Source organism: Collinsella sp. CLA-AP-H1 (assembly GCF_040092945.1).
Lineage (GTDB): Bacteria > Actinomycetota > Coriobacteriia > Coriobacteriales > Coriobacteriaceae > Collinsella.
In genome coordinates, this window is record NZ_JBBNKO010000001.1 from 259,261 (window position 1) to 285,972 (window position 26,712).

Consider the following 26,712-nt stretch of genomic DNA (forward strand, 5'->3'; position numbering starts at 1 on the left):
CTAGAACCTGCCCGGATGCTCGGCGCACAGCTCGTCTCGCATGGCGTAGACGCGGTTCATGGCCTCGGATTCAAACCAGGCCAAGCGCTCCGTGCGTTTAAGCCTGGCCGGTGCGTCGGAAAGTGAGACGGCCTTGCCGGCACGAATCCAGCACTTCTTGGGACGCATGAGCTTTTTGCCCGCGGGCGTGATGTCGGACCAGCCACAGATGGCGAGCGGGTTGACGGGCGCCTTGCCCATCTGGGCGATGAGCGCAAAGCCGCCGTGGACCTCGGGCTTGATCTCGCGCGAGCGGATGCGCGTGCCCTCGGGGAAGATCAGGACGTCCTCGCCGCGCTGCAGCGCGTGCTGAGCGGCGCGCAAGCACTTCATGTCGGCGGTACCGCGCTCGACGGGGATGCCGCCAACGCGGCTAAAGGCCCAGCGCACAATCTTGCTCTTGGCGAACTCGGACTTAAAAATGGGTCGAATGCGGCGGCCGCCAAAGAACAGCGCCGTCTCCACGGCCAAGAGCTCGGCCATCGAGGTGTGGTTGCAGATGACCACGCTGCCGCGGCCTTCCTGGCGCTCAAACAGAAGATCGGCGTCCTCTACCTTCCAGCGCCACATGAGCTTGGAGAAGGCCCAAAGGATTGCCATGACCACGAAGACGGTGCCGCGGATGAGCGCGGGAAACTCGGCATACGGGGCGTTGTAATAGTCCTCGGGCGTCTGCTTAAACAGGCGCATGGGCTACCTCCTTTGGTTGATGAGGTCCTCGATAATGCGGACGACCTCGTCGATGGTGTGGGCGGTGGAGTCGACGTGCACGGCGTCCTCGGCGGGCACGAGCGGGGCGACCTCGCGACTACTGTCGAGCTTGTCGCGCTGCTTAAGGGCGTCGAGGGTCTCGTCGACCTCGGCCTCGAGCTGCTCGGACGTGAGCGGCTGGGCATCGTTTTGGTGACGCTGAAGCACGCGGCGGCGGGCGCGCTCGCGCGGGTCGGCGGTCAGGAAGACCTTGACCTGCGCGTTAGGGAACACGACGGTTCCGATGTCGCGACCCTCGGCCACGATATCGCGGTCCTCGGCTGCGCGGCGCTGGTGGATGAGCATGGCGGTGCGCACGCCCGGGTAGGCCGAGACCTTGGACACGTTGGCGTCGACCTGCGGGGTACGAATGGCGGCCGAAGCGTCCTGGCCGTCAATGGTCAGGCGCGTATCCTCGCCGGTACCGTTGGTAAAGCGAATCTCGATCTGCTCGGCGAGGGCGTCGATGGCCGCCTCGTCATCCAGGTCGATGCCGCGGTCGAGCGCGGCGAAGGTGACGGCGCGATACATGGCGCCCGTGTCGAGCTTGTTAAAGCCCAGCTGGCGGGCGATCTCCTTGGCGATGGTGGACTTGCCGGAACCGGCGGGGCCGTCGATGGCGACGATCATGCAATGCTTCCTTTCGATGGGTGACGTGCTGGTATGGTTCGCGGGCGTTGGGGCGCGGCGGGTTGCCTAGCCGGTGTAGCGCTCGCGGTAGGTGTTGCGCTTAGGTGCGGAGCCGTGGCTGCCGTGGTGACGCGTGCGGCTGGCGGTCGTGTCTTGGGGCTTGCCGCCGTTGCGCTTGGAGCTCGCCTGCTTGGGCGGGATGCCGCCGGCCTTAAGGATCTGCACCTCGTGGTCGGTGAGTTCGCGCCACGAGCCCTTGGCCACATCCTTGAGCTCAAGGCCGGCAAAGTTGCAGCGGTGCAGGCGGATCACCGGATGGTGAATCTTGCTCAACATGCGCTTAACCTGGTTTTTACGACCCTCGCGGATGATGACCTCCACGGCGGTGGTACCAGGCTTGACGCCCTGGGGAGCTACGGCCTCGGCCTCGCGTGCGGTGATGACGCGGCAGATTGCCGGCTGACACAGGCCGTCGTCGAGCTCGATGCCACGGCGTAGCGGGTCTAGATCGCGGTCGGACAGCTCGCCGTCAACGAGTGCCTGGTAGGTCTTGTAGACGTGCTTGCTGGGGTGCAGCAGGTCCTGAGACAGGTCGCCGTCGGTGGTAAAGAGCAAAAGGCCCGTGGTGTCGCGGTCCAGGCGGCCCACCGGGAACAGGCCCGGAAAGCGGTCGCGGGGAACCAGGTCCGCCACACAGGGGCGCTCCTGCGGGTCGCTCATGGTGGTTAGGTAGCCAGTCGGCTTGTAGAGCATCAGGTACACGGCGCCCTGGTTGAGCTTGACCGGCATGCCGTCGACCTCGATATGGTCGCGGTCGACATCGACCTTGGTGCCCAGCTCGGTCGCGACCTCGCCGTTTACCGTCACACGACCAGCGGTCATCAGGTCCTCCGAACCGCGGCGGCTCGCCACACCCGCGCGCGCCAAAAAGCGCTGCAGGCGCATGGTGTGCGGGTAGACGTGCTGGGCGCCGGATGCGGGTGCTGCGTTGCCCATGGCGCGCGTCTCCCCTACTTCGTTAGTCCTCGTCATGCAAATCCTCCGAGGTCTCGTCGACGACTAGGGTCTCCAAGTCCTCGACTGCCTCAACATCCTCAACATCGGTATCGAGCAGTTCGCGCTCTTCGTCCAGGTCTTCGGCCTGCTCCTCGAGCGTGGACTGAATACTGCGGCCGCTCAGGCGCTCGCGGATAAACTGACGCGACTGCTCGTCGGGGGCAAACTGCTCCAGGTCGGGCAGGTCTCGGGTGGAGCGCAGACCGAACTTTTCCAAGAAGGCGTTGGTCGTGCCGTAGATGATGGCTTGACCGCGCTGGGGATCGCGGCCGAGCTCACGCACCAGACCCTTGTCCACGAGCGACGCAATGACGCCGTCAGAGTTGACGCCGCGGATGCCCTTGACCACCTCGCGCGTGACGGGCTGGTGGTAGGCGATGACGGCCAGGGTCTCGAGCGCTGCCTGCGATAGCTTTTGCGTGTCCCAGCTCAGCACGTAGGCCTCGACCACGTCGTGGTAGGCGGGATGCGTAAACAGGCGCCAGCCGCCGGCGACCTCGCGAAGCTGAAAGCCGCGGTTGGCCTCCTCGTACTCAACCTTGAGCTCGGCGAGCAGCGACGCGCACTCGCCGGGGGCGATATCCAGTGCACCGGCCAACGCGGGCGCACTCACTGGGTCGCTCGAAACCAGCAGCAGCGCCTCGAGGGCACCTTTGAGGCTGTTTGCCTCCAGCGTGGAAAGGGTTGACATGGTTGCGGCTCCTATTCGGTGAGCTCGGGGCCCTCGCCGAGCACATAGGCCTCGGCGCCCTCGACGCGGTTGATTTGAATGGTTCCAAAGATCTCGTCCTGGCTCAGCGTGAGCGAGCCACGCTTGGCGAGCTCGAGTATGGCCAGGAAGGTGACGACGAGCTGCTCGGTGGTGGCATCGCCGTCCAGTAGCTCGCGGAAGGTGCAGGTTTGGTGCGCCATGGTAAAGCGGTCGACTGAGGCCACGGTCAGGTCGAGCGGCACGCGATGCGGCGCCACGTGCTCGGCCTCCAGCAGGAAGGTCTGTCGCTTGCCGTCCAGGTCGGCGCAGATGACGGCGAGACCGCGCAGGGTGATGCCGGCCAGATAGTCGGGCATTAGGCCCAAAAACTCCGGGTCGGGACCGGCCACACGCGGGTGCATGCGGCTTTCGGCCTGCATGCGAGCACCGAGGGCCGCCGCCGCGCCCTTAAACTGCTTGTAGGCAATCAGGCGCTGGATCAGGACCTCGCGAAGGGCGTCGCCGTCGAGCGTACTGAGCTCCTCGAGGTCTTCGTCGAACTCGTCATCGTCGTCATCGACTTTGCGCGGGGCCTCCTGCGGTACCAGAGAGGCGGCCTTGATGTCCAAAAGGGTTGCCGCGACCAGCAAAAAGTCGCTCGCCACGTCCAGGTCCAGCGCCTCGATGCGCTCGGCCTCGGCCAGGTATTGCTCGGCCACCTCGCTGATCGAGATGGCGCCGATATCAACTTTTTGGCGGGTTACCAGCTGCAGGAGCAGGTCGAACGGTCCGCTGTAGACCTGCGTCGACACGCGATACGACATCTTCGACCTCCTTTGACGGCGCCTTCGCGGCGCGGTTTGGGTGCATGTTGCGACCATTTTGCACGGTCGAGCTGTAAGTTTACCTTAGATGCCGGCGATTGCGAAGTTAAGCAGCTGCTCAGCGAGTGGATACACGGTAACGTCGAAATACCGTCCGATCACGTCGATGCCGGTCCACATGGGCAGCAGGTACAGCACCAGGATGAGGATGGGCATAGCGTATTGCTGCAGACGGTAATAGTTGTTGAGTGCCTTGCCTTTGAGGAAGGGCACGATGATCGACGAGCCATCGAGCGGCGGGATCGGGATGAGGTTAAAAAACGCAAGCGACAGGTTGACCACGATAAACGTGGCACCGAAGTTCATGATCTGTGACGCCAGGGCAAAGGACATGCTGGTGTAGAGGTTGCCGTACGTTGCGTGCATGAGGGCGGCCGCGAGGCACGCGAGGGCGATGTTCGACGCGGGGCCGGCAACGCTCACCAGGACCTCGTCGCGCTTGGGGTGCTTGAGGTTGTTGAGGTAGACGGGCACGGGCTTGGCGAAGGCGAATACGGGACCGCCGGCGGCAAGCATAAGCAGCGGCAGGATGATGGTGCCAAACGGATCGATATGGTTGAGCGGGTTGAGCGAGACGCGGCCGCGCGAACGGGCCGTCTTGTCGCCGAGCGCCCAGGCCGCGGCGGCGTGCGCGCTTTCGTGGATCACGATACCCACGATGACGGCGACGGCGCTGACGAGCAGATTCATGAGGTAGCTGCTGGACATGTCACTCCCCTAGCGGACGCGACGCGAGGCGCGCGTGAGCAGGTAATCGGCCACAAACAGGATCACAGCGACGATGGCGTAATCCAGGCGGAACACGCCGCCAAAGGGCGACGTAATGACGCCGTAGCCGGCGATGCCGCTCGGCAGCGCGCGCGAAAGCTCAACGACAAAGCCCACGATCTGCAGCTTGGCGGTGAGGCCGCTAAAGCACAGCAGAACGGTCATTGCGCTCATAAAGATGCCGCAGATGCGACAGGCGATGGCGATGATGCTCATCGCAACGGCGGCGGCCTTACGAGAGTTCACGCGCGGTCTCCTCTTCAATCTGGGTGGAAAGCTCCAGCCATTCGTCCTCGAGCTTGGGCAGCTCCTGCTTAAGGCCGTTATATTCCCCCAGCGCGGCGTTGAACTTGTCCTGATCGGCATAAAGCTCTTCGCTGGCCATCAATTCCATAAGCTCGTCATAGCGGGCGCGCTTTTTGTCGAGCTCCGTCTCGATCTTCTTGAGCTGGTTGCGCACGCCCTTGAGCTTTTTGTTGAGCGCGGCGCGGGCCTGGGCCTCGGCGCGCTTTTGCTCCTTGGTCTTTTTGCCCTCGGTAGGCTTGGAAGCGGCGGCGGGCGCATCGGGCTGGGCCGCGGTGACCTTGGCGGACTTGGCAGTGGCCGGCGCACTCTCCCCTGCCGCCTCGGCGGCGGCGCGGGCTGCGAGGTCCTCGCGCTTGTAGAGGTAGTAGTCGTAGTCGCCGTCGTAGACGGTGACCTTGCCATCGCGGATGTCGATGATGCGGTTGGCCACGGCGCGTACCAGGTGCTCGTCGTGGCTGATCAGCACGATGGTGCCGGGGAAGTTTTGCAGGGCGTTCTCGAGCATATCCACCGAGTCGATGTCCAGGTGGTTGGTGGGCTCGTCCAGGCACAGGAGTGCCTCGGGGGCCACGAGCATCTTAGCGAGCGCCAGGCGCGCCTTTTCACCGCCGGAGAGGACGCGTACCTGCTTTTCGATTGCGTCGTTGTCGCTAAACAGGAAGGCGCCCAGCAGGCTGCGCTGCTGCGGCACGGTCCACTTGGGCGTAACGGTGTCGATCTCTTGCAGGACGGTGTTGGACTCGGTCATGCCCTCGAGCGCGTGCTGGGCGTAATAGGCCACGCCCACGTTAGTGCCCAGGTCGCGCGTGCCGGCGGTGGGCGGCTCCAGGCCGGCGAGGATCTTCATGAGCGTGGACTTGCCGGCGCCGTTGGGTCCGACAAGTGCCACGTGCTCGCCGCGGTAGAGCTTAAGGTCGATGCCGCTGTAGATGTGCTTATTGCCGTAAGACTTGGACACGCCCTCCAGACCCACGACCATGTCGCCCGAGCGCGGCGGGTCGGGGAACTTAAAATCGATGTGCTTGTGGCCCTCGGGCAGGATGACGAGCTCCTTTTTGATCTGCTCGATCTTGCGGATGCGCTCCTGGGCCTGGGCGGCCTTGGTGGGCTTGTAGCGGAACTTGTCGACGAAGACCTGCATGTGGGCGATGTCGCGCTCCTGAGCGGCACGCTTGGCGCGCATCTGCTCCAGGTTGTCCTCACGCTGCTTGAGGTAGCTGCTGTAGTTGCCGTTGTAGGTGGTCACGCGACGGTTTTCGAGTGCGGCGACGTGGTCGACGCAGGCGTCCATGAAGGCTCGGTCGTGACTGACGATGAGGACGGCGCCGTCGTAGTTGGCGATAAAGCCGCGCAGCCACTGGACGCTTTCGAGGTCCAGGTGGTTGGTCGGCTCGTCCAGCAACAGCAGGTCGGGATGACGCAGGAAGAGCTTTGCCAGCGCGATACGCATCTGCCAGCCGCCCGAGAACTCGGAGCACGGGCGCTCAAAGTCGGTGACCTTAAAGCCCAGGCCGGACAGGATTTTGCGGGCGTTGCTCTCGAGTTCGTAGCCGCCCAGGTGCTCAAAGCGGTCCTGGACCTGGCCATACTCGTTGAGGAGTGCATCGACGTCCTTCCCCTGTTCGGAGAGTTCGGTGATCTGAGCCTGCAGCTCGTTGGCGCGCTCTCCCATGCGGCGAATTTCCTTGGCGGCGGCCATGACCTCGGCGAGGATGGTGGTGTCCTTGTGCTCCAGGTTGGTTTCCTGCTCTAGGTAGCCTACCTGGCAGTCCTTGGCGTACTGGACCTGGCCGGCGTCGGGGCTGTCGATGCCCATGATGATCTTGAGCATGGTGGTTTTGCCGGCGCCGTTGGGGCCCACGAGCGCGAAGCGCTCGCCGGGATTGATCTGGAAGGACGCGCCGCTAAAGAGGACGCGCGCGCCGAAGCTTTTTTCGATCTTGTCGACCAGGAGGATCATGGTGCCGCCTTTGACCTTGTGTTCCTATATGAAAAAAGGCCCCAACTTGCGTTGGAGCCTCATTCAATGCTCGGGTGGAGACGAGGGGGATCGAACCCCTGACCTCTTGACTGCCAGTCAAGCGCTCTCCCAGCTGAGCTACGCCCCCGTGCGAAGAAGTACTATACGGGAACTCGGACGGCGATGCAAGGACAATTTTGGAAAAACTTTCCTGGGCCGGCGGCGCGGATGCCGGACGGACTCGAGAGCGATGGGCCCGCGATGCCCGACTAAGCCCGCGGGGCGCGCCCCGCGGGAGGGCGGCGCTGCCGCCGCCCTCCCATCAGGCTCCACTCCGCCCGCCCCCGGGGCCTCCCGCCACGAAACCGGCCCATCTACTACGTTCGGCCGGCATCCCCCGACCATGGCGCCTCGGGCAAAAATAAAACCGCAGGTAGACGGCCTGCGGTTTTTGTGAAATACGGGGTATGGTCGAGGGGTCGGGCTTAAACGTAGTAGATGGGCCGGTTTCGTGGCGGCGGCATCGCAGGCAGCCGACCGAGGGCGCCCGGAAGTGAGCAAGCAGGCTATTCGCAAGTGAAAACTACTGCCATGAAAAAGAAAACAGGCCAGACATATTGCCTGACCTGTTGAAAAACCTGGTGGGCCCTCCGGGATTCGAACCCAGAACCCAGGGATTATGAGTCCCCTGCGCTAACCGTTGCGCCAAGAGCCCTTATAAAGTGGCACTTACAGTTGGGGTGGCAGAACAGCCTCCAACGCTTTGAACCACGTCGTGAAATACTACCATGCACGCGACGCCCGTTCAACGCACGATCTTGTCGACCAGGAGGATCATGGTGCCGCCTTTGACCTTGTGTTCCTATATGAAAAAAGGCCCCAACTTGCGTTGGAGCCTCATTCAATGCTCGGGTGGAGACGAGGGGGATCGAACCCCTGACCTCTTGACTGCCAGTCAAGCGCTCTCCCAGCTGAGCTACGCCCCCGTGCGAAGAAGTACTATACGGGAACTCGGACGGCGATGCAAGGACAATTTTGGAAAAACTTTCCTGGGGCGGGCGGAGTGGAGCCTGATGGGCCTCCCGCCACGAAACCGGCCCATCTACTACGTTCGGCCGGCATCCCCCGACCATGGTGCCTCGGGCAAAAATAAAACCGCAGGTAGACGGCCTGCGGTTTTCGCGAAATACGGGATATGGTCGAGGGGCCGGGCTTAGACGTAGTAGATGGGCCGGTTTCGTGGCGGCGGCATCGCAGGCGGCTGACCGAGGGCGCCCGGAAGTGAGCAGGGTGCCCGTCTAACGACCTATTTCCAGCCAGTTGCATAGTACGTTGGCTCGCAACTCCATTTCCGTCGTCTTTTGCACCTTAGTTTTGCACCTATAGCGCAATTCCAAGCGCGAGCAAAGACTTCGCACGATCGCATCAAGCTGCTCGGCATCGTTAAGCATCTCGTGCGTAACCAGAAAGACGTCATACCCCATACTTTGCAGCGCCGTCATGCGTTTGGCATCGTGGTCGAGCACGGCGCCCGATCCGTGGATAACCTCTCCCTGAATCTCCACGATGCCTTCTTTCATTATGGTTGGATTTACGATCACGATATCCCCGTAGCAGATTTTTTGCCCTGCAATGCTCTGCGCCGATGCGGTAAGCGGCGTAAGGTCGTTAACATAAACGTTTCGAAAGCCGGCACCGCCGCGAGAGCGAGGAAGCGATAGCAATAAAATTCCTGCAACTTCAAGCGGAGAAGCTGCTATACCTGTCACCAGCTGCGCGGCGTTGTAAAACTTCGTACCCCACTTTCGTCTTTTCATCTTACTGGCATACTCATGAAGCTCGTGTAATTCGATGAGCGGCTTCCTCATCCAGAGCGAAGTGCCCTTTAGCCTTGTGACCTCCTTCGTTTTCTTTTGTCCGTTGGGCCCCTTCGTATTTACCTGTTCTTTGACTTTTATGCGCGCATAAACGCGTTTCCATTGTGGTTCGTCTTGGCTTTCATCGAGGTCAAAGATGGATTCGGTGGTTGCATTCTCGGCGGCGTCATTGGCTGTGTCTAGTTCCGCCTCTGCTGCTGCGGTGGGCTCAAAGACTGAGAACCATCCGCAAAATTCGTACATGGCAAGGACAAGATCGGTTGGAGATACAAAACGCGCCATGGTAAATAGCGTCGCAAGTGGATTGGTAACCCTAAAGCTCATCGCGGTTTCCAGCGTGCTATCCACCCCCGAAGTATCATCACAGTGGATTGTTGTCCGTAATCCCGAATGGTAGTTAACGCCACCGGGCACTGTTGTGGTAATAATCGGGGTCTTGAGGATATCGGTTACGAAAGGGGCTTGGGCTAGGGCTCGCCAGCCGTCTTCTGGGCTTGGCAGTCGCGGGTAGAGGTTGCGCACTTGGGGCGGGCAGCGCCAGTAGCGGAATGCGGTGTTTGCGCAGACGATCTCGTCCATATGGGCCTCCCCTAGCTTTGGCTGCGTGCCGTTATGTTTGCAGGTAGACCGATTATCAATGGCGGCATCATGCCGGTAAGTACCGGAAGCTGACCAAATGCCGACAAATAGCTTGACGCATTTCGCCTAAAGATCGCCGTGTGGCACAAATCTGCTGGCAGGCGTTCTGGGGCCGTGGTCCCTATCTCCACATTTGTACGTGAATCCCATGGCAAATTTAATGAAAGAGCGCATGAGCTTTATGCAAAACGCGCAATGACGTCAGTTCAGGAGAGATCAGCTAGAAGCGCGTTTAAAAATTTCGATTCGATTTTGGTGTCAGATTTGGTGTCAAGCTTGGTGTCAAAAAGAAAAAGGCCAGAGGCTAAACACCTCTGACCTGTACTTTAGATGGTGGGCGATACAAGATTCGAACTTGTGACCCCATCCGTGTGAAGGATATGCTCTACCCCTGAGCCAATCGCCCGTCGCCTTTCGGCAAAAGAGATACTAACATAGCCGTGCGTGGTTTACCAAGAACTTTTTGCTTCCGATTTTAAATTCGCGGGCGCAAACCGCGCCACAGCAATCAGGGCAGCCGACAAACCCCCAGCTAAACCACCCTTTATCGTTTAATCCACGAGGTCTCGGGACGACAGATAAGTCGCGCGTTGTTGTACGCCATGTCGAGCGTGAGGCACGTGCGTGCGGCATAGAAGCCATCCTCGCGCTGGATGGTCAGCGCCAGCTCAGGCTTGTCGCCGGTTAGGCACAGCGGCAGCAGCAGCTGGATCCGGCCGCCGTAGAACTGCGGTACGGCGAGCGTGTAATTGGCGGCGGCGCGTCGGGCGGCTTCGACGACGGCGCCCTCAAAGGCACGGCGCGGCAGCAGCGAGTTGCCCTCCCCCATCAGGCTGGCAGGAATGCGCGTCAGGTTCTCCTCGTCGCCCAGAATGTGGTCGATGTTGGAGCGGATGGGAAGGCGGTAGTCAAAGACCAGCTCGGAGGGGTCCTCGGCAAAGCGTACGCGGCACGGCAGGTACTCAAATGAGACCAGCATGGGGTCGCTCTCCTTAAAGAAGCCCTTCAAAAACCAGCGCTGGCGCGCGTCGGGCTTGGTGTTGGGTTCAAACAGGCCATAGATGGTCTCGTAGCGGCGCGTATACAGGCCGGTGTTGAACAGGCAGCGGTCGTCGTCGAACACCAGCGGCAGGTTGGACGGCGCGGTCTGGTCTACGTCGCGCTCGGTCAAAAACACCGCGCGGCTAAACGAAAACGACAGGTAGTTTTTGAGGATGCGGTTGCTGGGACCCCAGTCCTCGGGGTCGGCGAGGTCGGCCAAGCGCTCGTAACAGGGCTCGGGGCAAAACGCAAAGTCGTATACATTGCTGCACAGGGTGTTGGGGATCTCCATGTGGCTTCCAATCAAGATAATGACAGGCGTGTGGATACTTTGATTCTATACGTGCGAAGCGTCGTCGGAGATCACGATGCAATGGCACCTTAGCTCGTTGGCTAGATCGTCGAGCGTGCGGCGTCTAGCAACGAGGTCCTGGATCCAGGCGTAGTACTGGTTGTCTTTGGGTTCGGGGCTGTCGGACAGCGCGACCGGAGTGCCGGCGAACCTTAGGACGGACAACGCAAAGACAAGGCTGGTTCGCTTGTTGCCGTCCTCGAAGATGTGGTCCTTGACCATGTGCTCGGCGACGTAGGCGACCTGGTCAAAGATGTCCGTGAAACGATCGGCTGGCGATTGGCCGAATATCGTGCAGAACGCGCCCGCAAGCACGGACTCGACGCGCCCAAGTTCGCGCGCGGCTCTTTCGTCCGTAGCGTCGGTCGTATAGCAGCGTCCGATTGTTAGCAGCGTACTGTGAAGGCGCATGACGGCGCCGGCCATGGCCTCGAGTGACCCAGCGTCATCGAGCACTAGCGGCGCAACAGGAATCGCCCGCCCGTCGACATCGGCAATCATGAGTTTTCCAAAAGCCTGAGCGCGTTGGGCATGGACGCTATGGTTGACTCAACTGCATGGTCAATTGACATAATGCCGTCAAGTGAAATAGGCGAAGCGGAATCGGCCTCGTGCGCAATTGAAGGATCTTCCTGGCCAGCACAATCAGCACCGTCATCAACTTGAACGTAGTTCCAAGGCATGTCCGCCTCCTTTAAATAGATACGCCTCGCGGACGTCGTGGCGAGGTAACACGCGAGAGGCGGCAGCGGATATGTCGACAAGCGTAATCATGGCTCAATTGCGGTTTAGCAATAGAATGTCAGGGAATCATCACCAAAGGTTTCGCGCCACTTGTCACAAATGTATCGATGGTTCATGGTGATTAGTTTTGAAAGATCCCTGAGATCCTTAGCCGGAATCTTGCTCTCGTTGTTCGCAAGTGTGCATCCGCCATTTTTAGTGAGCCAAAACTTAGTCGAATTAGCAGCCGCCCTCTTTACCCCTACATGGATGTGAACGGGTTCTCCGTTTTCCGCAATCCAAAAGAACAGAACATACTGTCCAAAAACAAGAATTCGAGGCATTATGCCACCGCCGGTCCAGCTTTTTGCCGTTCTGCAAGCTCGAAGATAAACGGAGCGTTTGATCTAACGAACTCGGTCAAAAAATCCAGATCGTCAGTAGAAAATCCTTTGACGTTAAACCATTTGACCGCAGGTAGAAAGCATTCTGCATGGTCAAAACCAAAATCAACCGGGCGCTCGACGGCTATGCGAACGGTCCCGTCGTCGCGCGTTTCTGAGTAGGCAAACTGAGTGCCATCATCTAGCTGAACATAGCTCCAAAGCATTGCTGCCTCCTTAGTGTTTACTTCCGAGTATAAACAACCGCTTAGATGCAACGTGATGCGAATTGAATTATTTCCATAAGACCTGAACTGCTGATTATTTGTTTTATTGAGATTTGAACCGTCTCACACTTCAGTGTCTTTTTGGCATGGAAAACAGTCGTTGTGCGTTGGCCGGGCTTTATGTCATGAATTGTACTTAGATTCAAGCTCCTGCATGCTTAACAGCTTGCAGGAGCTTGAATCCTATAGATTACCCAAATGCTGCTCAACAGCCTCCATGCCAACCTCCGCATATTTTAGGAGGCCTTGTATATCGTTGTAGTTCTTGGGCAATCGATCTTTTTCAATACCAGTAATTTTGGCGAATAATTCGATTGTTAGATCGAGTGCGAAGTTGATTAGTTTTTGAATTTCGCCGTAAGTTAAAGGAAGTCGCCTAACAAGCTCATCATATTTCAGTGCTTCCATGTCGCTATGGGCGAAAACCTTATTTCGCTGATCGCGAAGCATGTCAGTTAGTTTACGGAGACTGTTGAGTCGTTTTTTCCATAAATTGGAAAGGTCATGAGTGGTTATACACACAGTAACCATTCTGTAATGATTTCCGAACAGCTTTTCATCTGAGCGTTGTGACTCAACTTCTTTGGGGTAGAAACGCTCCTCGTCCTTTGCCAATGGATGAACGATTGGATTAAGCCTGTCAAAGTTTGGCCGATCATTAAATAAGGAGATTGCAAGCGCGTCGATTTCAGCAGAATGAGACTTGACGTCTTCTATCAAGTTCCCAATACTGACGTCGCTTTTGGTATCAAATAACCGCGCGCAATTCATGAAACAGGATTCGGTTAATGCAAGTTGTGTAAAGCTGAAGAAGCAGCCAGCGCAATTACTTCATTCTCATAGTCGGAAGATGCTTTAGACAGTTCGCGAAGGATTGCTAGTTCCGTGTTGGCATAAAATGCCTCGTTGTACAGATAATTGCAACGCTCGAACAGCTCAAGAAGGCCGGCGTCTTTTACGTTCTTGGCAGCCTCAACTGTTTGATCCGATTCGTGTTTCATGTTAGATAAGTCCCGAGTAATTGTCGTAAAAACTATTCTAATAATTCGTCGTTACGAATATAGCCTTCTATATAGCCTATAGAAATGGTGCTTCAGCAGCGGCACGCAGCAGCCAGAAACACTGTCCCCAGCAGGAAAAGCGCCACAGAGGCGGCGATCCAATTGGTGTCGCCGGTCTTGGGGAGTGTCGCAGTTGTCGCGGTGGCAGCTTTGGGCTTGGGGACTTTGGCGACCGTGGTCTTGGTTACTGTCGTTGTTGTCTTGGTTGTCGTGGCTGCGGGTTTCAGTGAGGGATTTGCCGTGGGTCCTGTGGTGGGATCTCCAGCAGCGGGGTTAGCATCGGCGGGAGACTTATCCACGCTATCGCCAGGCACGACGACCCCTTCGGTCTTCCCCGCCGGCGGCGTGGCGACATCGGGTTCAACCACCACATGCGGTGCCACCGCACCGGAGGCATCCACCACCCCACTAGCACCAAAGACCCCACCAGCAGGCGTCGCAAACCGCGCAGACACAGGCGACCCACCCAGACAAGCAACGCCGCCATCGGCACCGGTCGCATCGAGCCACGAGGCGTCGACGGAAAGCCGACAGCCGGCCGAACCATCGCCAAAGCCCGCATCTTGCAGATACACGCCGTAGGCGCGCACGCCCGCCCCGGACCCGGCGCCCGCGGCAACGACGCGCCCGCCGCCGCGCACGGCCATGTCGCCAGCGATCACGCCGGCGACCGCCTCGTCCGTAATATCGGCCCCATCTGCCCTGGCATCGACGGTGCAGCCGTCCACCACGAGCGACTGCGAAATGTGGATCCCGCACTGCGAGCCCGTCGCCTTCAGGGTCCCGGTGCCGCGAAGCGTCAGGTTGCCCCACACTTCCATGCCGCATAGCGTGATGTCCGCATCGGGCGCATGTGACTCCGTCACGGAGTTTTGCCCGGCAAGCGTCAGCACCAGGTCGCCGTCGGCGCCGATGGCCTCGCCCGCGTAGCCGTTAAGCTCAAGGTGGTCGGCATCGGTCCAAGCCCAGCCGGGGCCCGACACGCCCGGCTCGTAGTACGTCGCGCCCGCGATGATGAGGCTCTCAGCGCCCGCGGCATAAGAAGGCCCGCCCAGCAAAAAGCATAGGCAGGCCATGGCAGCGATCGCAATGTGATGACGGCTGGTGTGGGACTCGGCAGCAAACATACCCGCTCCGATCTTCGCGGGAGCCAATAGAATATGCACCAGAAAATGCCCTGGTGGCAGCACTAATTAGTTTAGCGAGATCGATGCAGGAGCAAAGAGAAATCGCGTGGGCAACTCCCACAATTAGGTGTAAATCGTTTTGCCAGTCGGTGAAAGGAAGAATCGGCTTACAACCTCCGTTTCGATTCTTCAAAAGCGCAGGTAGCATCCTTCAAATTGACAGCATGATACTCCGAAGTGAATCTGAACTTGCGTCAAGACATCTCAAGCAATCTGAATTTCGTAATGTAGATGCGATGCAATAAGAACATATATTCGTTATGTTTGGGCGTTGATGATGGAGGGCTGCGTCGCGATTGAACTGCTCTTTCGGGCCTTCTCTACGAATTCGCTGATCCAAGATCTTGTTGTGTTCTTGAGGATCCGGATGTTTTCGGTCGCTTCAATGTCGATTTCCATCATTGCCCTGCCGGCGATGTCGTCCGGCAATGTCGGCAAGCCACTGGGAGCAGTCTCCCTGTACTTCTTGGCAAACATGGATACGTATCTTTCGACAAAGAACTTTTTGTCGCTTACGCTTAGCTTGGAGAAGTGGCTCATCAAATTGAAGCGGGAGAGGAGTTCTGCCGGGAAAGTTTCATTGATCTTCCCGAGGGGGCAGTTTGTCGTGAATACGATGATGAACCCGCGGAGATCGTGCTCCATCCCTTGGGAGTCCGTGAACGATCCTGTCTCGAGGAGATCGAGGAAGAAGTTCCAGACGGCGGGTTCAGCTTTCTCGAACTCATCCACCAGGAGAATTCCGGCATCGGACGAGTCGATCTTCTTTCCCAGCTCGCCTTCTTCGCTTCCCATGTATCCTCTCGGGCTGCCAATCAGGGAGTTTAGAGAGTCCTTGCTGCTGTAGTTCCCAAGATTGACTTTAGGGAGGGGCTGGCATGGCGCGATTGCCTCGCAGAGAATCTTGGCGACTTCTGTTTTCCCGACACCCGAAGGGCCAAGAAGGAGCAACGAGAACACCGGCTGCTCGTCGAGCGCGTTGAAGAGCCTGAAGCTGCGCGATCGGGATTCGAAGGAGCGTTTGAATTCGATCTGGCCTATGAGCTCGCTTTCGAGGGTGGTGAGGACCTGTTTGAATTCGAGTTCGTCGAGGGATACGAGTGTTCTCTTTACTCTTTTGTCCTTCTGGGCGTCCTTATCGATCTCGATGTCGCATTCTATAATGTCGTCGAACATGGTTCTCAATTGGTATGCTCCTTCGTTCACGGTTTTATCGTCTCCGATGAAGAGGGTGCCAAAGGGTAGCTGGTGGACGAGGAGCTCGAATTTCGATGCCAGCTGAAGATCGCCCGAGAGTAACCCCACAAGTGATGAAACGTCCACGACGAGCTTTTTCTCGGAGAGGAGCTCGGAGATTTGGTCGCTTCCGTGTAGTTCGAGAAGCGACATCAACTTGAAGCCGCCGTCTCCGAGCTGGTCGATCAGGGCTTTATACTGGGATTTGTTGTATGTGACGAGTTTGCGCATGGCGTTGCCTATCAAGCCTCGAAGGACACTGCCTGAATGACAGCAAGGATGTCTATGTAATAGCCCTGTTCTACCCGATTGCCGCCGCCGGTCATGGCGGTGGGTGACAGGTTCTTTCCGCATATAACAATGTCGTTCTGCGGCGTGCGTTTCGGGTCGTCTGGCTGTTGGAAGTAATCGAGGGGGCTCTTCATCTGGGCCGGGGTGATTTTCCCTTTGCATATCCCGACGATGCCGACCTTTCCGATGAGCAGGTCGTCGATTGTGTACCCGCTTTCGAACATTTCTTCTCCATCGAGGGGAATCTTCGCGTACAGCGGCGTTCTTCTTCTTGCGCGGTTTCCTCTGAGCTTGAAGGCTGCGCCGTCTCCTATGAAGGATTGCATCATGTGGCCGATGTCGAGGTCTCCGGCATCGGGGACGGTGATTCCGTCGAAGGTCCCGCTCATGATCGCCATGATGCCTCGAATCTCCTCCTCATTGATGAGCTCCAGCGAGACATCGCCGATGTATGCGAGGTCGCCTTCTGCAAGCGTTGTTCCGCTTTCGGGGGCTTTGCAATGCTCCATTATGTCGGCGAGCATCCGGCTATTTGTGTTCACGTATTCGAGGGTGTCCACGATCTTCTCTTGTTTTTCGTGCCTGACGCTTCCTTCGAGTTTTGCCCTGAGTTTCGTCAGAAAGGGAGGGTTGAGCTCCGCTTCGGCGTTCAATGATGCTCTCTTTGTCGTCCCGTTCTGGTTTTCCTTGGAGCTTGTAGTCTTGAGTTTGTTGTCCAGGAGCATCCTCGTCTCGAACACCTTCTGCTGATTCATGTAGTAGACGGTGAAGAGGCCTGGTATATTATTTTCTGGCATAGTTCCTCCGCTCCTTTCCTTTAGCGTGGGGCTGTCGTTGTTTCCGCCCCTCGTTATCCGCGTACCATCCGTTTCACACCATACGTATCATTGCCACTCCGAAAAAGCAATCGGACCCACCATGCAGCCGAGACGGACAGAAGACCGTGAGCAAGCGAAGAAGACGTGACTGGCGCATCCTTCAATCTATGCAACAAATGAAATCAAGCCGGCACCGCGCAAGCGCAAAACAAGACCGCTGGCACTGAAGCGCACGGCAAGTGGAGCATCGGTGCTACTTCTGTACGGGATACCCAAATCGGCTCTCAAGCTCCTCCAGATTTCTCAAGAACAAACGCCTTCTCATTGATCCAGTTTTCGTTTCAACGTTCGTTTCTTCCAGTGCAGTCTTTATCTCAAGTATCCATTCAACTAAATCCGCCGATGGCACCCCACCCGGAATCCAAACGTTATGAAGATGCACAAAGAACTTGCGAAGCGCCTCTTGATTCGCCGCATCTTCTCTACAAAATGACTCGACAATGACTCTCGGACTAGCATTAACCAACACTTTGACATCGCGTTCTGCAGCATCGTTGAGAAGTCGAGCAATCTCCCTGCCCGTCAGTCCCTCCGCTCCCTCAGATATCATCAACTGACTCGACATCTTTTTATTCAGCTCTGTCCGAGCATAACGCTCAAGTTCTTCGGCGAGCGCCCGTCTTTTCCGCCTTTCGTCTGCACTAAATACTGGTCCAGAGAGGAGCTCAGAAGCTTTGTCTAGATCGGCATCGATCACTTTCTTGCAATATTTGATAAAGTCATTTTGCGAAAATGGACATTCCCATTTGAGGTCAGATAGCAGGTAATAAACCTCGAGCACGTCGTGCAAACAATCGACTGAATAATGTGCTCTAGTAACTAAATCATAGTAACGCTGCGCGAGGCCATCTACATTATCGTCATCAAGATCGTAAGCGCACCGCATACTTTTAGCGATCTCCCTAACTTCGAGGGTATCGCGGTTGCTCGGGTACCGTTTCCAAATGTATGTTTTAAACCCTTGTTCGAGATCTTCAATATCTACATCGCCTGAAGGGTCGAATGCCTTACCTATCACGGAGAAATCAGAGTATTGCTCGTAAAGAGACACTCTGCGATCGTATTCCAGCGCCTCCGGACTGAGCCATTCCTCTGGCTTTCCGTTTTGTGGCATGGAAGGTGCGTTCCCCATGGAGGTCAACAAAGCAAAATGGACTGCGTCCCGTAGAGCGTAAAACCGGTTTTGAAGTGCAATTCCTGTATTTTGAAGCACCTCAAGGCTGCAAATTCTTCTGATTAGCTCATGAGCACGAATCATTGCCCGAGCATTTACGCATCCGCTGGCCTCTACCCCCGCAAGTATGGCGCTATGCATATCAAGGTCTTCCGATGGGCGACAATCTCCCATGAGAATTTCTTTGGCCAATGCAGACGGGCACGGCTTGAAAGGATAGACTTTCCAAATTAGCTTTTCGCGTACGTCCCTATCGAACTCTCGCATCGATTGCACATCACTTCCTTCCCAGGCATTTGAAACCAGCATGACCTTCAATCCAAGTCTTTCGACAAGATCGTTCATCGTTCCGAATAGCGCCAAATCGTCGCTATGTTTAGAACGCCTCTCCACATCATCGAATACAAGAAAGTGCTTCTTTTTGAGCATTAGGCAGGCAACGGATTGTATCCCGACGGCGAGATTCACCGATAATCCCGTTCTTTTAATTAAAGCCCTCGAAATACCGTTGAGGGCGCCCCCTATAGTTTTGGCAGCAGCTTGCGCCTTCATACCTTTATCGCTAAGGTGTACAAGCGCCATCACAATACGTTCGTATAGATCATCAGCAGTGGCAATTCCGAACATGGAAACGCGGACAAGGTTGTATTCGCCCTTTTCGAGATACTCGTTGAGTTTCCCTTCGATGAATCGGGTCTTTCCCGATCCCCAATCTCCCTCAAGTGCAATTGCATATTGATTGTCCTTATCCTTGAGATAGGAATCAATATGATCGATGAGTTGATCAGCAGGCTCTTTTGACCGGCATGTCTCCATTATTCCCTCCTGCATCAACTTAGAGCGAAAGATTTCTTTCACTGCGCTATATCAACCCGCAACCGAGGTCGCCCCGTTCACAACAATGATGGCATAAGCTTGATTGAAAGCTGGCGGTCGAACCATGCTCAGTCCACGTTATGTGTTTTGAGGCGACGCCGATGCGAAAGTCCGACCTATGGACTCAGGAATCTCGACTATAGATGCGCCCAACTCCAAAGACAACTTCGAAGTTCTAGATTTAGCTACAGCTTTACTGCCACTTACAGTACCTAAGCCAGCATCAGCTCCTACCCGTTGCCAAGGCACGCTTCGTGCCATCTGGATTGTTCTGAAAAGAAAACGCTTCTTGCGGGCGCGTAGAGGTTCTTGGTGTCAATGTGTATCAGCCTACCGTGGAGCTCGTGCCAGTGCGGCATGGAACGGCATACCAAAACTGATGCAATAATCAGCGAATAATCACAAGACCGGAATGGGGTCATGGCGACCTTCCTCGAAAGAGAAGGTCGCCATGACAAGTCACAATTCAACTTGGGGATTACTGAGCTCTTCGGAGAGAGAGTCTACATTCCAAAGACCTAAGGTATCAGTTCGTTAATGTGACCCTTGGAAACTTTCAAGAATTGTTCAACACAGTAGACAGGTTACTCGACAAGAGAGGCATCGTTTTGTCTGCCTAATACTATCTATTGCTTTGTATGTAGCAGAACGGCCATCAGGCAATTATGCACGATGGCCGTCCCTTCTATTAACTCCTTGCCTCAAGACGCGGCTCAATCCTAAGCTTGATTGGCTGCAAGTTGCGATACTCCTGGAGCGTACTGTTGTAAAGACTGCCATTGTAGCCTGGAGCATCGACCGTCACGACAGCATAGTAACGAGTGAGCGCATCGGGATCGTTATTGTTACGGAATATGGATTGGAGCGTCAGCTTCGGGTCATACAATGAGCTTGATTTCATGCGTTGTGTCCTGCTGATGACACTGTCCCACTTCATGTCGTTGGCTCGTAACTCTGACTCTTCCCAGTACTTCTTTGCAGGCTTGCTCACCGGCAAGGTTGATGAGGTGTAGCCCTGTAGTTCAAGCTCAGCCGCCTTGATACGCCCCTCCTCGGTGGCGAGATTCACCGTATGCCTATAGCTTGTACCTTTGAGCGAGTACGTGAATTTGTTGGCGTGGGGAATGAGGGTATCTACTATGCAGCTTGAGGTGTAGGCATCCGAATCGTTGGGATTCGTTTTGCAGACTGCAACGATGGTCCAACTGATTGTGATAAGCCCCTTCGCCGACTCGATGCCGGGGGCAAATATCGGCAGCGAGACAAGCTGCTTGGGTCTGAGCGTGCCTTGATATAGCGTGGTGACACGGTTGTCGTCACAGTTCAGACAAGTCGATGGATCATCTGGAGCAATGCCGAAACCGTACTCCTCTCGAACAAAGCTATCACTGTGCTCCGAATTGTGGAGGGCCAGAGCCCGGGCGAGATGCTGTGAGATATCCTCGCTTCGCGACATCATTCTGCCAAGCTTGTGGACGAGTAAGGGGGATGCAAAGCTGGTACCCGCGCTTGCGCCTAAAGCATTGCCGCTTGAGGCAACCACCACGAATGGCTTGTTGATGTCCCCTCCATACTCAAGGAGGTCGGGCTTGATTTTGGCACCCTCTCTTCCCGGACCAACACAGCTATAAGGAGCGCGTGCTTTCGTACCATCAGGCATTATACAAAACGCGCCAACTCCGATGCCGTTGACCAGATCCGCTGGTGACTGCACACGATTATCTGGACTTGGCAAATCACCGTCATTGCCGGCCGCAATGCAAAAGAGGGGCGGCTCAGCATCGCAGTTGTACGACAGCACATCAAGCGCATAAGTAAAGCGGCTGATGTCGTCGTCGAGAATGGGGCCAGTGGGGCCAAACGAGAGATTATACAGGTGGATGTCAGGATAATGCCCGACTACGTACTCGATAGCGTCAATCGATTCGTAGAGGTCAATGTCGACGGGATCGCTCGGCGGCAGCACTCGAAAGCTCTCAACCTTCACCTCGGGTGCAGGGAGGACGTCACTAGCTCCCTTACCGGAAAGCTCGCCATGCAGCACGGCTCCGCAGACTCCCGTTCCATGGTCGATGCCGCCTTGGTCGGGCAGTGATGCAACGGCATCATGCGCATTGACATAACCGGCGAGGAGAGGGACATTGGGATTGCATCCACCATCGAAGACGCCGACGGTCACAGGTGGGACATTCTGGGCTGCAGCAACCTGCGGTGCTGGCGCGCTCATCGCGCTCCGTATCGGCTCGAAGGCGATTCTTCCCATCGGGTGAACCGTGCGCAGCGGGTTGATTCTCGCTGCTGCCATAGTGGCTTCCCTGCTCAACTGTGCGGCGATGAATGTAACGCCGTCTTTGTATGTCCGTACCTCGATTTTGTCACGACCGAGGCCTGCTGCCTTGCAGAACAGGTCTATGGCATCCTCGGCGCTTTCTTGGAGCGGATGAAGCACGGCCTCGACCAGGCCCTCTTTCCATTCCGCATCGAAGCCAAGTATCTTCTCATCAGGCTCAAGCAGATCGAAGGAACGGATGGACATTACCTCGTTGCGCCATGCATCCGATGTGTTTGACCCGGTGCGAAGCGCGTTCTCAAAATCGGCGATGCCCTTTGAGGTCGTTCGCAGGAAGTAGAGCTTTGCGAACTCAGGCTGCTCTCCTGCGTCTTCGTCATCGCTGTTCTTCTGAGGTTGCACGTTGCCTGTCTTGTATCTCCTGCCGCCGATGAGTTGCAACTCGTCCGAAGAGGTGAGCACCGATGAGGGTGCATAGGACTTTGCTTCGAACTTGGGCTCCATACGTATACAAACCACCTTTTCCTCAAGATAGGAATCGGGGTCGGTCTGTATCTTCCTGGACACAGTGCCGATATTAGCAAGAAGGCGGACCCTAGCCTCTTCGTACTCATGTGGCCGTGGCCTAGGACCTCCACCGGTTTTCTTCTGAACTGGCTGAGCATACGATTCGCCGTGGGCAAGAATTGGCAGCGGGTCGAACATGGCTTATGCCTCCTTCATGTAACGGGAGACCGTCGAGGCGCCGACTCCGACGATCCGCGCAACGTCTCGCACGGTAAGAGCTGGTTTAATTTCTTTGAGTTTTATGCATGCCTCACTCTTATCCTGCTTCGTTTGAGGTTTGCATTTGGAGTACAGCTCGCTCAGAGAAATGATTTCTATGCTCTCGCCCGGGTTCATCACTGATTGGCGCTTAATGTGCTCGCAAAGCTTGCAAATGTCTGCGGCGCTCATGCCCGCGCTCTTCTCGACCATGAGTAGGAGCACCTCTGACGAGAGCGTGAAGCGGTCGCTGGGCAGGTGCCTCTCGAAGAGTCGCATGCGTTCATCCTCCTCGGGAAGCGGCAGCTCTATAACTCTGTCGAAGCGCCGCCAAATCGCCCTATCCAACAACTCCGGATGATTTGTTGCTGCAAGCACGATGCTGCCCTTAGGGCATGTCTCGATTTCTTTGAGAAGAACGTTCACAAGGCGCTTCAATTCGCCGAGGTCACCCTCGTCATCACGCCGCTTCGCAATTGCGTCAAACTCGTCCAGGAAGAGCACCGCAGGCTGTGCGCGGACATAGTCGAAGACACTCTTGATGTTTTGCCCGGATCGACCGAGATAGCTGGATATCGAGGTTGCGAGGTCGAGCGTTATGAGTGGAAGAGCGAGCTTGTATGCAAGCCAGTTGGCCGTGTATGTCTTGCCCACGCCCGGAGCGCCAATGAAGAGGATGCTGTTCGAGGGTTCGATCCCATCCTCGAAAAACCGCTGAATCAGACTTCTCTCCTTGAGAAAGTCGCCAAGCTCTTTTGTGGCTGCAGCATCGAGAATGGGATCCGGAAGCTCGGTTGGCTCTATGAGCTCTACGAGAGAGAAGCGGGTCTCTCGGTCGATCGGTAGCGGGTTTATCTCGGCTGCACGGGTAGCCTCGCTTCTCATGCCAGATGCGGCAAGCGCCCCAGCAATCTCCGAAGCGAGATCGGGACGATCGCGTCTCAGCTTGCGGGACACCGTGAGCGAGACTGATTCTACGAGTCTTCTGTCATTCTCTAAACAGGCTCTCACCAGCCTAGGCATGTAGTCTATTGCGTCCATATACCATTACCTCTCAGTCTCAGAAAGATGGAACATGCTTAAGATAGCACAGTTACAGCGGGTATTTTTTAGATTGTGCCAAAGCCTTCAGAAGCTAAAATAGTGGCACAAGGTTACATGAAATTTGGCGTGAGCTGACTTCAAACTTGTGACAGAGAAACACTCTGCTCTTGACATGCATTCGAGCGGGCATTTGCCTGCGTGATTCACGAGGGTGGTTCCCATGAAGGGGGGCACCGATGGTGCGCAGGCGGCAGAGACGCAGCAGGACCCGCAAGAGCAACCAGATGAACAAGCACAGCATGCGGAAGAAGAAGTGGCCGCCACCGACGATGGCCCCGACGAGCTCAAGGTCCATCTCGCCAAGCAAGAGGACGCATTATGGAGCTTGAGGGCCGGGCGGCCGGGGCCGCCAAGATCGCCGAGGCAGTTGATGCCCTGTGCGGGGAGATTGAGCAGAGGATGAACGAGCGAATCATGTTAGAGGCGGTTGCCTGTGAGATCTTCCATTTGCCCCTCAGGGTGATATCTGCCAAGAGTAGCACCCTGTCGGAAGTGCACCGGTTGATTGGCTTATTCGGGTGCTTGCCGAGCCGGTCGCTCAGAAAGTTGCTCTTGGGAATGCCCGCGTCGCGCAGTCCCTTGCAGAGAAACAGCTTTTAATCGATGGTCCTGTGCCCGAAGAGGGGCACGAGCACATCGGTCAAGATGCGTTCGGTGGTCAACATGGCGGGGTCTATCTGCGAGCGGAATATAAAAGAAGAATCGTTATCGATCGTCTCTGGGACTTTTCGTTCAAAACCAGAGCATGTCGATTACCATTCATCGAAGTCCATCCACTCTACAGGCAGCATCAGACCATAATAATCGACGGGCGTTTTGAATCGAATCCTGCACAAATGACCGTCACTCTTCCGCACCCAACTGCGTCCATAGCGATCGGTGAAAGCCACCTCGCAGCCGAAGGTCTTATGCATCGAGCAATCGAGATACCCGATGGGCCTCACGGTTTTGCCCGGAGCAACGGACGAGAGTAGAACTCTGCCGCCACACCCCTCGACGTCCCTTCCGTCTTGAGGCCCAGCACCTTGGACGAGCACGGCAGTGAGGATAACTTGGTAAATGACGTCGTTGCTATTATTCATCACCTCTAGGCCGAACTGGGGCGCGAAATGAACCCTGCACCCGCCAACCGTGGCCATCTCCCCCTCGGGCATCCTGACCACGCGGGCGCAGATGGCCGATGCCTGACTCCGCGCGGCCTCCCGGCGGCCACGTATCAGCGAGACAATCCACTGGAGGAGAGTGAGTGCCAGAGCTAGGAGAGCAACAACCGTGCCGAAATCGATTTGACCGTTGAAACTAATCACAACGCCATCCGTGATCATTTAGTCAGCCCTTCCGCCAGCGCCACCGTCTTAAAGAGAGAATTCCAGTCTTCGGGCCCCACTTAGCAAACGGCTCGCTGCTCCCGTCGCACATCCCGCATTCTGGCTGCAGACTTCTCGTGAAGCCAGGGGTAAAAGAGCACACGGTAGAGCTCGTAAAACCCCTCTCCAGGCATATCATCGTCGGGGCGCACGATATCACAGTCTCCTTCCTCTACAGATTCCACCTTATGGAAACCTTACAAAACCTCACGTCTGGATTCACCAGGGCTGTAGCGGGATTTGATCTGAAACCATGATTCCAACCAATGGTTTTCACAAACAATAAACAGCGGTTTCCAACCACTTATTTACCATTCACGGCAAGATAGTCGAAGTTAATCAGTTGAAGCTGCTCTACGAACTTCTCCAAATACGAGACAACTGCCTCGTCGTTCACGAATAGCGGCCTGTCCTGCGTCAGTCTGCCTGATTTGTCTTGCGGATAGCGAAGACTGATGCCGTTGTCATCGACGTCGGCAATGGCTTTTACAAAAGCACCCATGTTCTTGATGGTTCTATTATCTTCACGGCACTTTTGCCTCGGAAACCTTGAGAGCAAGGAGTTCCACAGGCTCGTAAGGTTGTGGTCCTTCTTAGGCTTAGCCCCACATCTTTTTATCGCCCTCTTGATTGAAAGCTCAATACAGTGCCTTGTGAGGAACATCACCGGAATCGCGTAGGAATGCTCCAGGAACACATACATGCCCGGCCTGTCGGTCGCTCTTCTCCCGGCGGCCGCAAGCTCCTTGGCGGCATTGAGGAAAGATCTAATGAATTCATCGTCGAACCTGTCGGCTTTAAGCTCATCTTTCATCAAGGCAGACGAGTCCAGCAGCGTGAAATTTCTCAAAGTGGGGTCATTGAATCCATCCATCTGAGGCTTTATGACCTGTTGATCCTTGTATTTAGGGAATACATGGTCATTGAACACACTATCCATCAGAGAATTTCTCCTGTCTTCGCGCCTATCCTCGCCCCCAACCTCGGGTCGACGAATTCGTCCACAGCCTCGCCATCGTGGACGGGCTCGGTGACGTAGAGCGGGGCCGGGCCGTTGGCGCACGGACCTATTGCGGGCTCATCGCTCACGAGGATCCGTTCGAGGTTCTGCCTTCGGTAAAGCGTCCGCGCGCGTAGAGTCTCGAAAGATCAGCCCCGTCTCTTCATGTCCGTCTCATTTATGAGAGGCTTCAGGTCGTCGGGCCCCACTCGGCGAACGGCTCGTTGCTCCCGTCGTACACCCCGCATTCTGGCCGCAGGCCTCTCGTGAAGCCCAGGGTAAAAGAGCACGCGGTAGAGCTCGTAAAACCTTTCTCCAAGCATATCATCGTCGAAGCGCACGATAACACAGTCTCCCTCCTCTACAGATTCCGCCTTATAGAGGCCTTACAAAACCTCGCGTCTGGATTCACCAGGGCTGTAGCAAGATTTGACCGGAAAGGTGTAAGCTTGACGTATTTGAATGCCAGACGAGCCCGCCTTCAGCAAGCACGTCCTCCTGCTCGGCGAGGCGGACGGCGTATGCGCCCTCCTCGCCAACGTTGGAGTAGCAGTTGCGTTAGGGCTAATCTAAATACAACCAATTGGCCGATTTCCCATTGACGGTAACATTCCTGATATTGGGCGGCAGCAACCGGTGCGTGGCGATGCGCTCGTCGGCGTGGTAGATTGACAGCGTCGACTCGTCGACCCAGAGTCCATGCAGAAGGACCGCTCGGCCTCGGCCGCCTCCCCCTCTTTGGGCAGCACGTCGAGCAGGGTCTTGCCCAGCTGCGTGACGGCGTTGACCGAAGTGTAGTCCAGCTGCCTGCCGTCCCCGGTGCCGCGCACGCGCGCTATGCCCGCCTGGAAGGTATAACTTATGCCCGCGAGCACCTCGGCGCGCGTCGTGGTGACCTTCTCCGCTGCGGGCCTCTTGAAGCGGGCAATCCATGCCTTGACCTCATGCTCGGCTTCGAGCTTGCAGGCCTTGTTGTCCACCGTCTCGGGCTTCCAGCGCGAGCGGTCGGGCCATGCGGCAAACATCGCATACCTCTACGTCTTGCCGGCCACGCGCTCGCGGCAGTATGTCTCGTGGCGCGGGTTCGCCAGCGGCTC

The 26,712-nt window shown here is 56.6% G+C and carries 25 protein-coding genes and 4 tRNA genes; 1 reads left to right on the forward strand and 28 read right to left on the reverse strand.

The annotated features are described in order from the left end of the window. The 25 genes from AAAV44_RS01175 to AAAV44_RS01295 all read right to left on the reverse strand — a co-directional run bounded on the left by AAAV44_RS01175 (nt 1) and on the right by AAAV44_RS01295 (nt 23,185). The gene (locus AAAV44_RS01175; protein ID WP_349114118.1) at nt 1–729 is read right to left on the reverse strand and encodes a lysophospholipid acyltransferase family protein; all 729 of its coding nucleotides are present in this window, start codon (nt 727–729) and stop codon (nt 1–3) included. Between the two features lie 3 nt (nt 730–732). Further along, nucleotides 733–1,419 carry a (d)CMP kinase gene (cmk, locus tag AAAV44_RS01180; protein ID WP_349114119.1) on the reverse strand — a complete coding sequence of 229 codons (687 nt, stop codon included), beginning with the start codon at nt 1,417–1,419 and terminating at the stop codon, nt 733–735. A gap of 66 nt (nt 1,420–1,485) precedes the next feature. After that, the gene (locus AAAV44_RS01185; protein WP_349114178.1) at nt 1,486–2,415 is read right to left on the reverse strand and encodes a pseudouridine synthase; all 930 of its coding nucleotides are present in this window, start codon (nt 2,413–2,415) and stop codon (nt 1,486–1,488) included. A 22-nt stretch (nt 2,416–2,437) separates the two neighbouring features. Then, nucleotides 2,438–3,166 (reverse strand): SMC-Scp complex subunit ScpB, encoded by a 729-nt coding sequence (gene scpB / locus AAAV44_RS01190; RefSeq protein ID WP_089571912.1) that lies wholly within the window; start codon nt 3,164–3,166, stop codon nt 2,438–2,440. Nucleotides 3,167–3,177: 11 nt separating this feature from the next. Then, nucleotides 3,178–3,990 carry a segregation/condensation protein A gene (locus AAAV44_RS01195; RefSeq protein WP_349114120.1) on the reverse strand — a complete coding sequence of 271 codons (813 nt, stop codon included), beginning with the start codon at nt 3,988–3,990 and terminating at the stop codon, nt 3,178–3,180. Between the two features lie 84 nt (nt 3,991–4,074). Continuing rightward, nucleotides 4,075–4,758, reverse strand: a complete 684-nt coding sequence (locus AAAV44_RS01200) for a site-2 protease family protein (protein ID WP_349114121.1) — start codon at nt 4,756–4,758, stop codon at nt 4,075–4,077. A gap of 9 nt (nt 4,759–4,767) precedes the next feature. Beyond that, nucleotides 4,768–5,064: a hypothetical protein gene (locus AAAV44_RS01205; protein ID WP_349114122.1), complete on the reverse strand. Its 297-nt coding sequence runs from the start codon at nt 5,062–5,064 to the stop codon at nt 4,768–4,770. After that, nucleotides 5,051–7,084: an ABC-F family ATP-binding cassette domain-containing protein gene (locus AAAV44_RS01210; protein ID WP_349114124.1), complete on the reverse strand. Its 2,034-nt coding sequence runs from the start codon at nt 7,082–7,084 to the stop codon at nt 5,051–5,053. The genes AAAV44_RS01205 and AAAV44_RS01210 overlap by 14 nt, the downstream gene beginning before the upstream one ends. Before the next feature lie 75 nt (nt 7,085–7,159). After that, nucleotides 7,160–7,232 (reverse strand) — tRNA-Ala (locus AAAV44_RS01215). Nucleotides 7,233–7,723: 491 nt separating this feature from the next. Beyond that, nucleotides 7,724–7,799: transfer RNA gene (locus AAAV44_RS01220), tRNA-Ile, on the reverse strand. A gap of 198 nt (nt 7,800–7,997) precedes the next feature. After that, nucleotides 7,998–8,070: transfer RNA gene (locus tag AAAV44_RS01225), tRNA-Ala, on the reverse strand. 312 nt (nt 8,071–8,382) lie between these two features. Then, entirely contained in the window at nt 8,383–9,540 is a 1,158-nt protein-coding gene (locus AAAV44_RS01230) for a hypothetical protein (protein WP_349114126.1), read from the reverse strand. Between the two features lie 391 nt (nt 9,541–9,931). Next, nucleotides 9,932–10,006 (reverse strand) — tRNA-Val (locus AAAV44_RS01235). Nucleotides 10,007–10,144: 138 nt separating this feature from the next. Beyond that, the gene (locus AAAV44_RS01240) at nt 10,145–10,933 is read right to left on the reverse strand and encodes a DUF3825 domain-containing protein (RefSeq protein ID WP_349114128.1); all 789 of its coding nucleotides are present in this window, start codon (nt 10,931–10,933) and stop codon (nt 10,145–10,147) included. 45 nt (nt 10,934–10,978) lie between these two features. Then, nucleotides 10,979–11,494: a type II toxin-antitoxin system death-on-curing family toxin gene (locus AAAV44_RS01245; protein ID WP_349114129.1), complete on the reverse strand. Its 516-nt coding sequence runs from the start codon at nt 11,492–11,494 to the stop codon at nt 10,979–10,981. After that, on the reverse strand, nt 11,491–11,676 hold the full coding sequence (locus tag AAAV44_RS01250) for a hypothetical protein (protein WP_349114131.1): 186 nt from the start codon (nt 11,674–11,676) through the stop codon (nt 11,491–11,493). The genes AAAV44_RS01245 and AAAV44_RS01250 overlap by 4 nt, the downstream gene beginning before the upstream one ends. Nucleotides 11,677–12,059: 383 nt before the next feature. Beyond that, nucleotides 12,060–12,326, reverse strand: a complete 267-nt coding sequence (locus AAAV44_RS01255) for a hypothetical protein (protein WP_349114132.1) — start codon at nt 12,324–12,326, stop codon at nt 12,060–12,062. A gap of 243 nt (nt 12,327–12,569) precedes the next feature. Beyond that, nucleotides 12,570–13,157, reverse strand: coding sequence for a hypothetical protein (locus AAAV44_RS01260; protein WP_349114134.1), 588 nt, complete (start codon nt 13,155–13,157; stop codon nt 12,570–12,572). Nucleotides 13,158–13,171: 14 nt separating this feature from the next. Next, nucleotides 13,172–13,387 (reverse strand): hypothetical protein, encoded by a 216-nt coding sequence (locus AAAV44_RS01265; RefSeq protein ID WP_349114136.1) that lies wholly within the window; start codon nt 13,385–13,387, stop codon nt 13,172–13,174. Between the two features lie 92 nt (nt 13,388–13,479). Then, complete coding sequence (locus tag AAAV44_RS01270; RefSeq protein ID WP_349114138.1) at nt 13,480–14,574, reverse strand: hypothetical protein; 1,095 nt, start codon at nt 14,572–14,574, stop codon at nt 13,480–13,482. Nucleotides 14,575–14,892: 318 nt separating this feature from the next. Next, complete coding sequence (locus AAAV44_RS01275) at nt 14,893–16,101, reverse strand: AAA family ATPase (RefSeq protein ID WP_349114140.1); 1,209 nt, start codon at nt 16,099–16,101, stop codon at nt 14,893–14,895. A gap of 11 nt (nt 16,102–16,112) precedes the next feature. Next, nucleotides 16,113–16,958 (reverse strand): hypothetical protein, encoded by an 846-nt coding sequence (locus AAAV44_RS01280; protein WP_349114142.1) that lies wholly within the window; start codon nt 16,956–16,958, stop codon nt 16,113–16,115. Between the two features lie 274 nt (nt 16,959–17,232). Next, nucleotides 17,233–19,029, reverse strand: coding sequence for a P-loop NTPase fold protein (locus AAAV44_RS01285; RefSeq protein WP_158565253.1), 1,797 nt, complete (start codon nt 19,027–19,029; stop codon nt 17,233–17,235). 748 nt (nt 19,030–19,777) lie between these two features. Further along, entirely contained in the window at nt 19,778–22,084 is a 2,307-nt protein-coding gene (locus tag AAAV44_RS01290) for a S8 family peptidase (protein ID WP_349114144.1), read from the reverse strand. A gap of 3 nt (nt 22,085–22,087) precedes the next feature. Further along, nucleotides 22,088–23,185 (reverse strand): AAA family ATPase, encoded by a 1,098-nt coding sequence (locus AAAV44_RS01295; RefSeq protein WP_195445673.1) that lies wholly within the window; start codon nt 23,183–23,185, stop codon nt 22,088–22,090. A 381-nt stretch (nt 23,186–23,566) separates the two neighbouring features. Here AAAV44_RS01295 and AAAV44_RS01300 point away from each other — a divergent pair, with 381 nt between their 5' ends. Further along, the gene (locus AAAV44_RS01300; protein ID WP_349114146.1) at nt 23,567–23,848 is read left to right on the forward strand and encodes a hypothetical protein; all 282 of its coding nucleotides are present in this window, start codon (nt 23,567–23,569) and stop codon (nt 23,846–23,848) included. A 152-nt stretch (nt 23,849–24,000) separates the two neighbouring features. Here the strand turns inward: AAAV44_RS01300 and AAAV44_RS01305 are convergent, their stop codons facing one another. The 3 genes from AAAV44_RS01305 to AAAV44_RS01315 all read right to left on the reverse strand — a co-directional run bounded on the left by AAAV44_RS01305 (nt 24,001) and on the right by AAAV44_RS01315 (nt 26,640). Next, a complete protein-coding gene (locus tag AAAV44_RS01305) occupies nt 24,001–24,573 on the reverse strand; it encodes a hypothetical protein (protein ID WP_195445671.1) in 573 nt (190 codons plus the stop codon). A gap of 346 nt (nt 24,574–24,919) precedes the next feature. Beyond that, a complete protein-coding gene (locus AAAV44_RS01310; RefSeq protein ID WP_195445669.1) occupies nt 24,920–25,555 on the reverse strand; it encodes a hypothetical protein in 636 nt (211 codons plus the stop codon). Between the two features lie 629 nt (nt 25,556–26,184). Continuing rightward, nucleotides 26,185–26,640, reverse strand: coding sequence for a hypothetical protein (locus AAAV44_RS01315; RefSeq protein WP_349114149.1), 456 nt, complete (start codon nt 26,638–26,640; stop codon nt 26,185–26,187). Nucleotides 26,641–26,712 lie beyond the last annotated feature (72 nt).

Coding starts and splice junctions, on each gene's coding strand:
- AAAV44_RS01175 (WP_349114118.1), bottom strand. CDS start 729: ATGCGCCTGTTTAAGCAGACGCCCGAGGACTATTACAACGCCCCGTAT.
- cmk (WP_349114119.1), bottom strand. CDS start 1,419: ATGATCGTCGCCATCGACGGCCCCGCCGGTTCCGGCAAGTCCACCATC.
- AAAV44_RS01185 (WP_349114178.1), bottom strand. CDS start 2,415: ATGGGCAACGCAGCACCCGCATCCGGCGCCCAGCACGTCTACCCGCAC.
- scpB (WP_089571912.1), bottom strand. CDS start 3,166: ATGTCAACCCTTTCCACGCTGGAGGCAAACAGCCTCAAAGGTGCCCTC.
- AAAV44_RS01195 (WP_349114120.1), bottom strand. CDS start 3,990: ATGTCGTATCGCGTGTCGACGCAGGTCTACAGCGGACCGTTCGACCTG.
- AAAV44_RS01200 (WP_349114121.1), bottom strand. CDS start 4,758: ATGTCCAGCAGCTACCTCATGAATCTGCTCGTCAGCGCCGTCGCCGTC.
- AAAV44_RS01210 (WP_349114124.1), bottom strand. CDS start 7,084: ATGATCCTCCTGGTCGACAAGATCGAAAAAAGCTTCGGCGCGCGCGTC.
- AAAV44_RS01230 (WP_349114126.1), bottom strand. CDS start 9,540: ATGGACGAGATCGTCTGCGCAAACACCGCATTCCGCTACTGGCGCTGC.
- AAAV44_RS01240 (WP_349114128.1), bottom strand. CDS start 10,933: ATGGAGATCCCCAACACCCTGTGCAGCAATGTATACGACTTTGCGTTT.
- AAAV44_RS01245 (WP_349114129.1), bottom strand. CDS start 11,494: ATGATTGCCGATGTCGACGGGCGGGCGATTCCTGTTGCGCCGCTAGTG.
- AAAV44_RS01250 (WP_349114131.1), bottom strand. CDS start 11,676: ATGCCTTGGAACTACGTTCAAGTTGATGACGGTGCTGATTGTGCTGGC.
- AAAV44_RS01255 (WP_349114132.1), bottom strand. CDS start 12,326: ATGCTTTGGAGCTATGTTCAGCTAGATGATGGCACTCAGTTTGCCTAC.
- AAAV44_RS01260 (WP_349114134.1), bottom strand. CDS start 13,157: ATGAATTGCGCGCGGTTATTTGATACCAAAAGCGACGTCAGTATTGGG.
- AAAV44_RS01265 (WP_349114136.1), bottom strand. CDS start 13,387: ATGAAACACGAATCGGATCAAACAGTTGAGGCTGCCAAGAACGTAAAA.
- AAAV44_RS01270 (WP_349114138.1), bottom strand. CDS start 14,574: ATGTTTGCTGCCGAGTCCCACACCAGCCGTCATCACATTGCGATCGCT.
- AAAV44_RS01275 (WP_349114140.1), bottom strand. CDS start 16,101: ATGCGCAAACTCGTCACATACAACAAATCCCAGTATAAAGCCCTGATC.
- AAAV44_RS01280 (WP_349114142.1), bottom strand. CDS start 16,958: ATGCCAGAAAATAATATACCAGGCCTCTTCACCGTCTACTACATGAAT.
- AAAV44_RS01285 (WP_158565253.1), bottom strand. CDS start 19,029: ATGGAGACATGCCGGTCAAAAGAGCCTGCTGATCAACTCATCGATCAT.
- AAAV44_RS01290 (WP_349114144.1), bottom strand. CDS start 22,084: ATGTTCGACCCGCTGCCAATTCTTGCCCACGGCGAATCGTATGCTCAG.
- AAAV44_RS01295 (WP_195445673.1), bottom strand. CDS start 23,185: ATGGACGCAATAGACTACATGCCTAGGCTGGTGAGAGCCTGTTTAGAG.
- AAAV44_RS01300 (WP_349114146.1), top strand. CDS start 23,567: ATGGAGCTTGAGGGCCGGGCGGCCGGGGCCGCCAAGATCGCCGAGGCA.
- AAAV44_RS01305 (WP_195445671.1), bottom strand. CDS start 24,573: ATGATCACGGATGGCGTTGTGATTAGTTTCAACGGTCAAATCGATTTC.
- AAAV44_RS01310 (WP_195445669.1), bottom strand. CDS start 25,555: ATGGATAGTGTGTTCAATGACCATGTATTCCCTAAATACAAGGATCAA.
- AAAV44_RS01315 (WP_349114149.1), bottom strand. CDS start 26,640: ATGTTTGCCGCATGGCCCGACCGCTCGCGCTGGAAGCCCGAGACGGTG.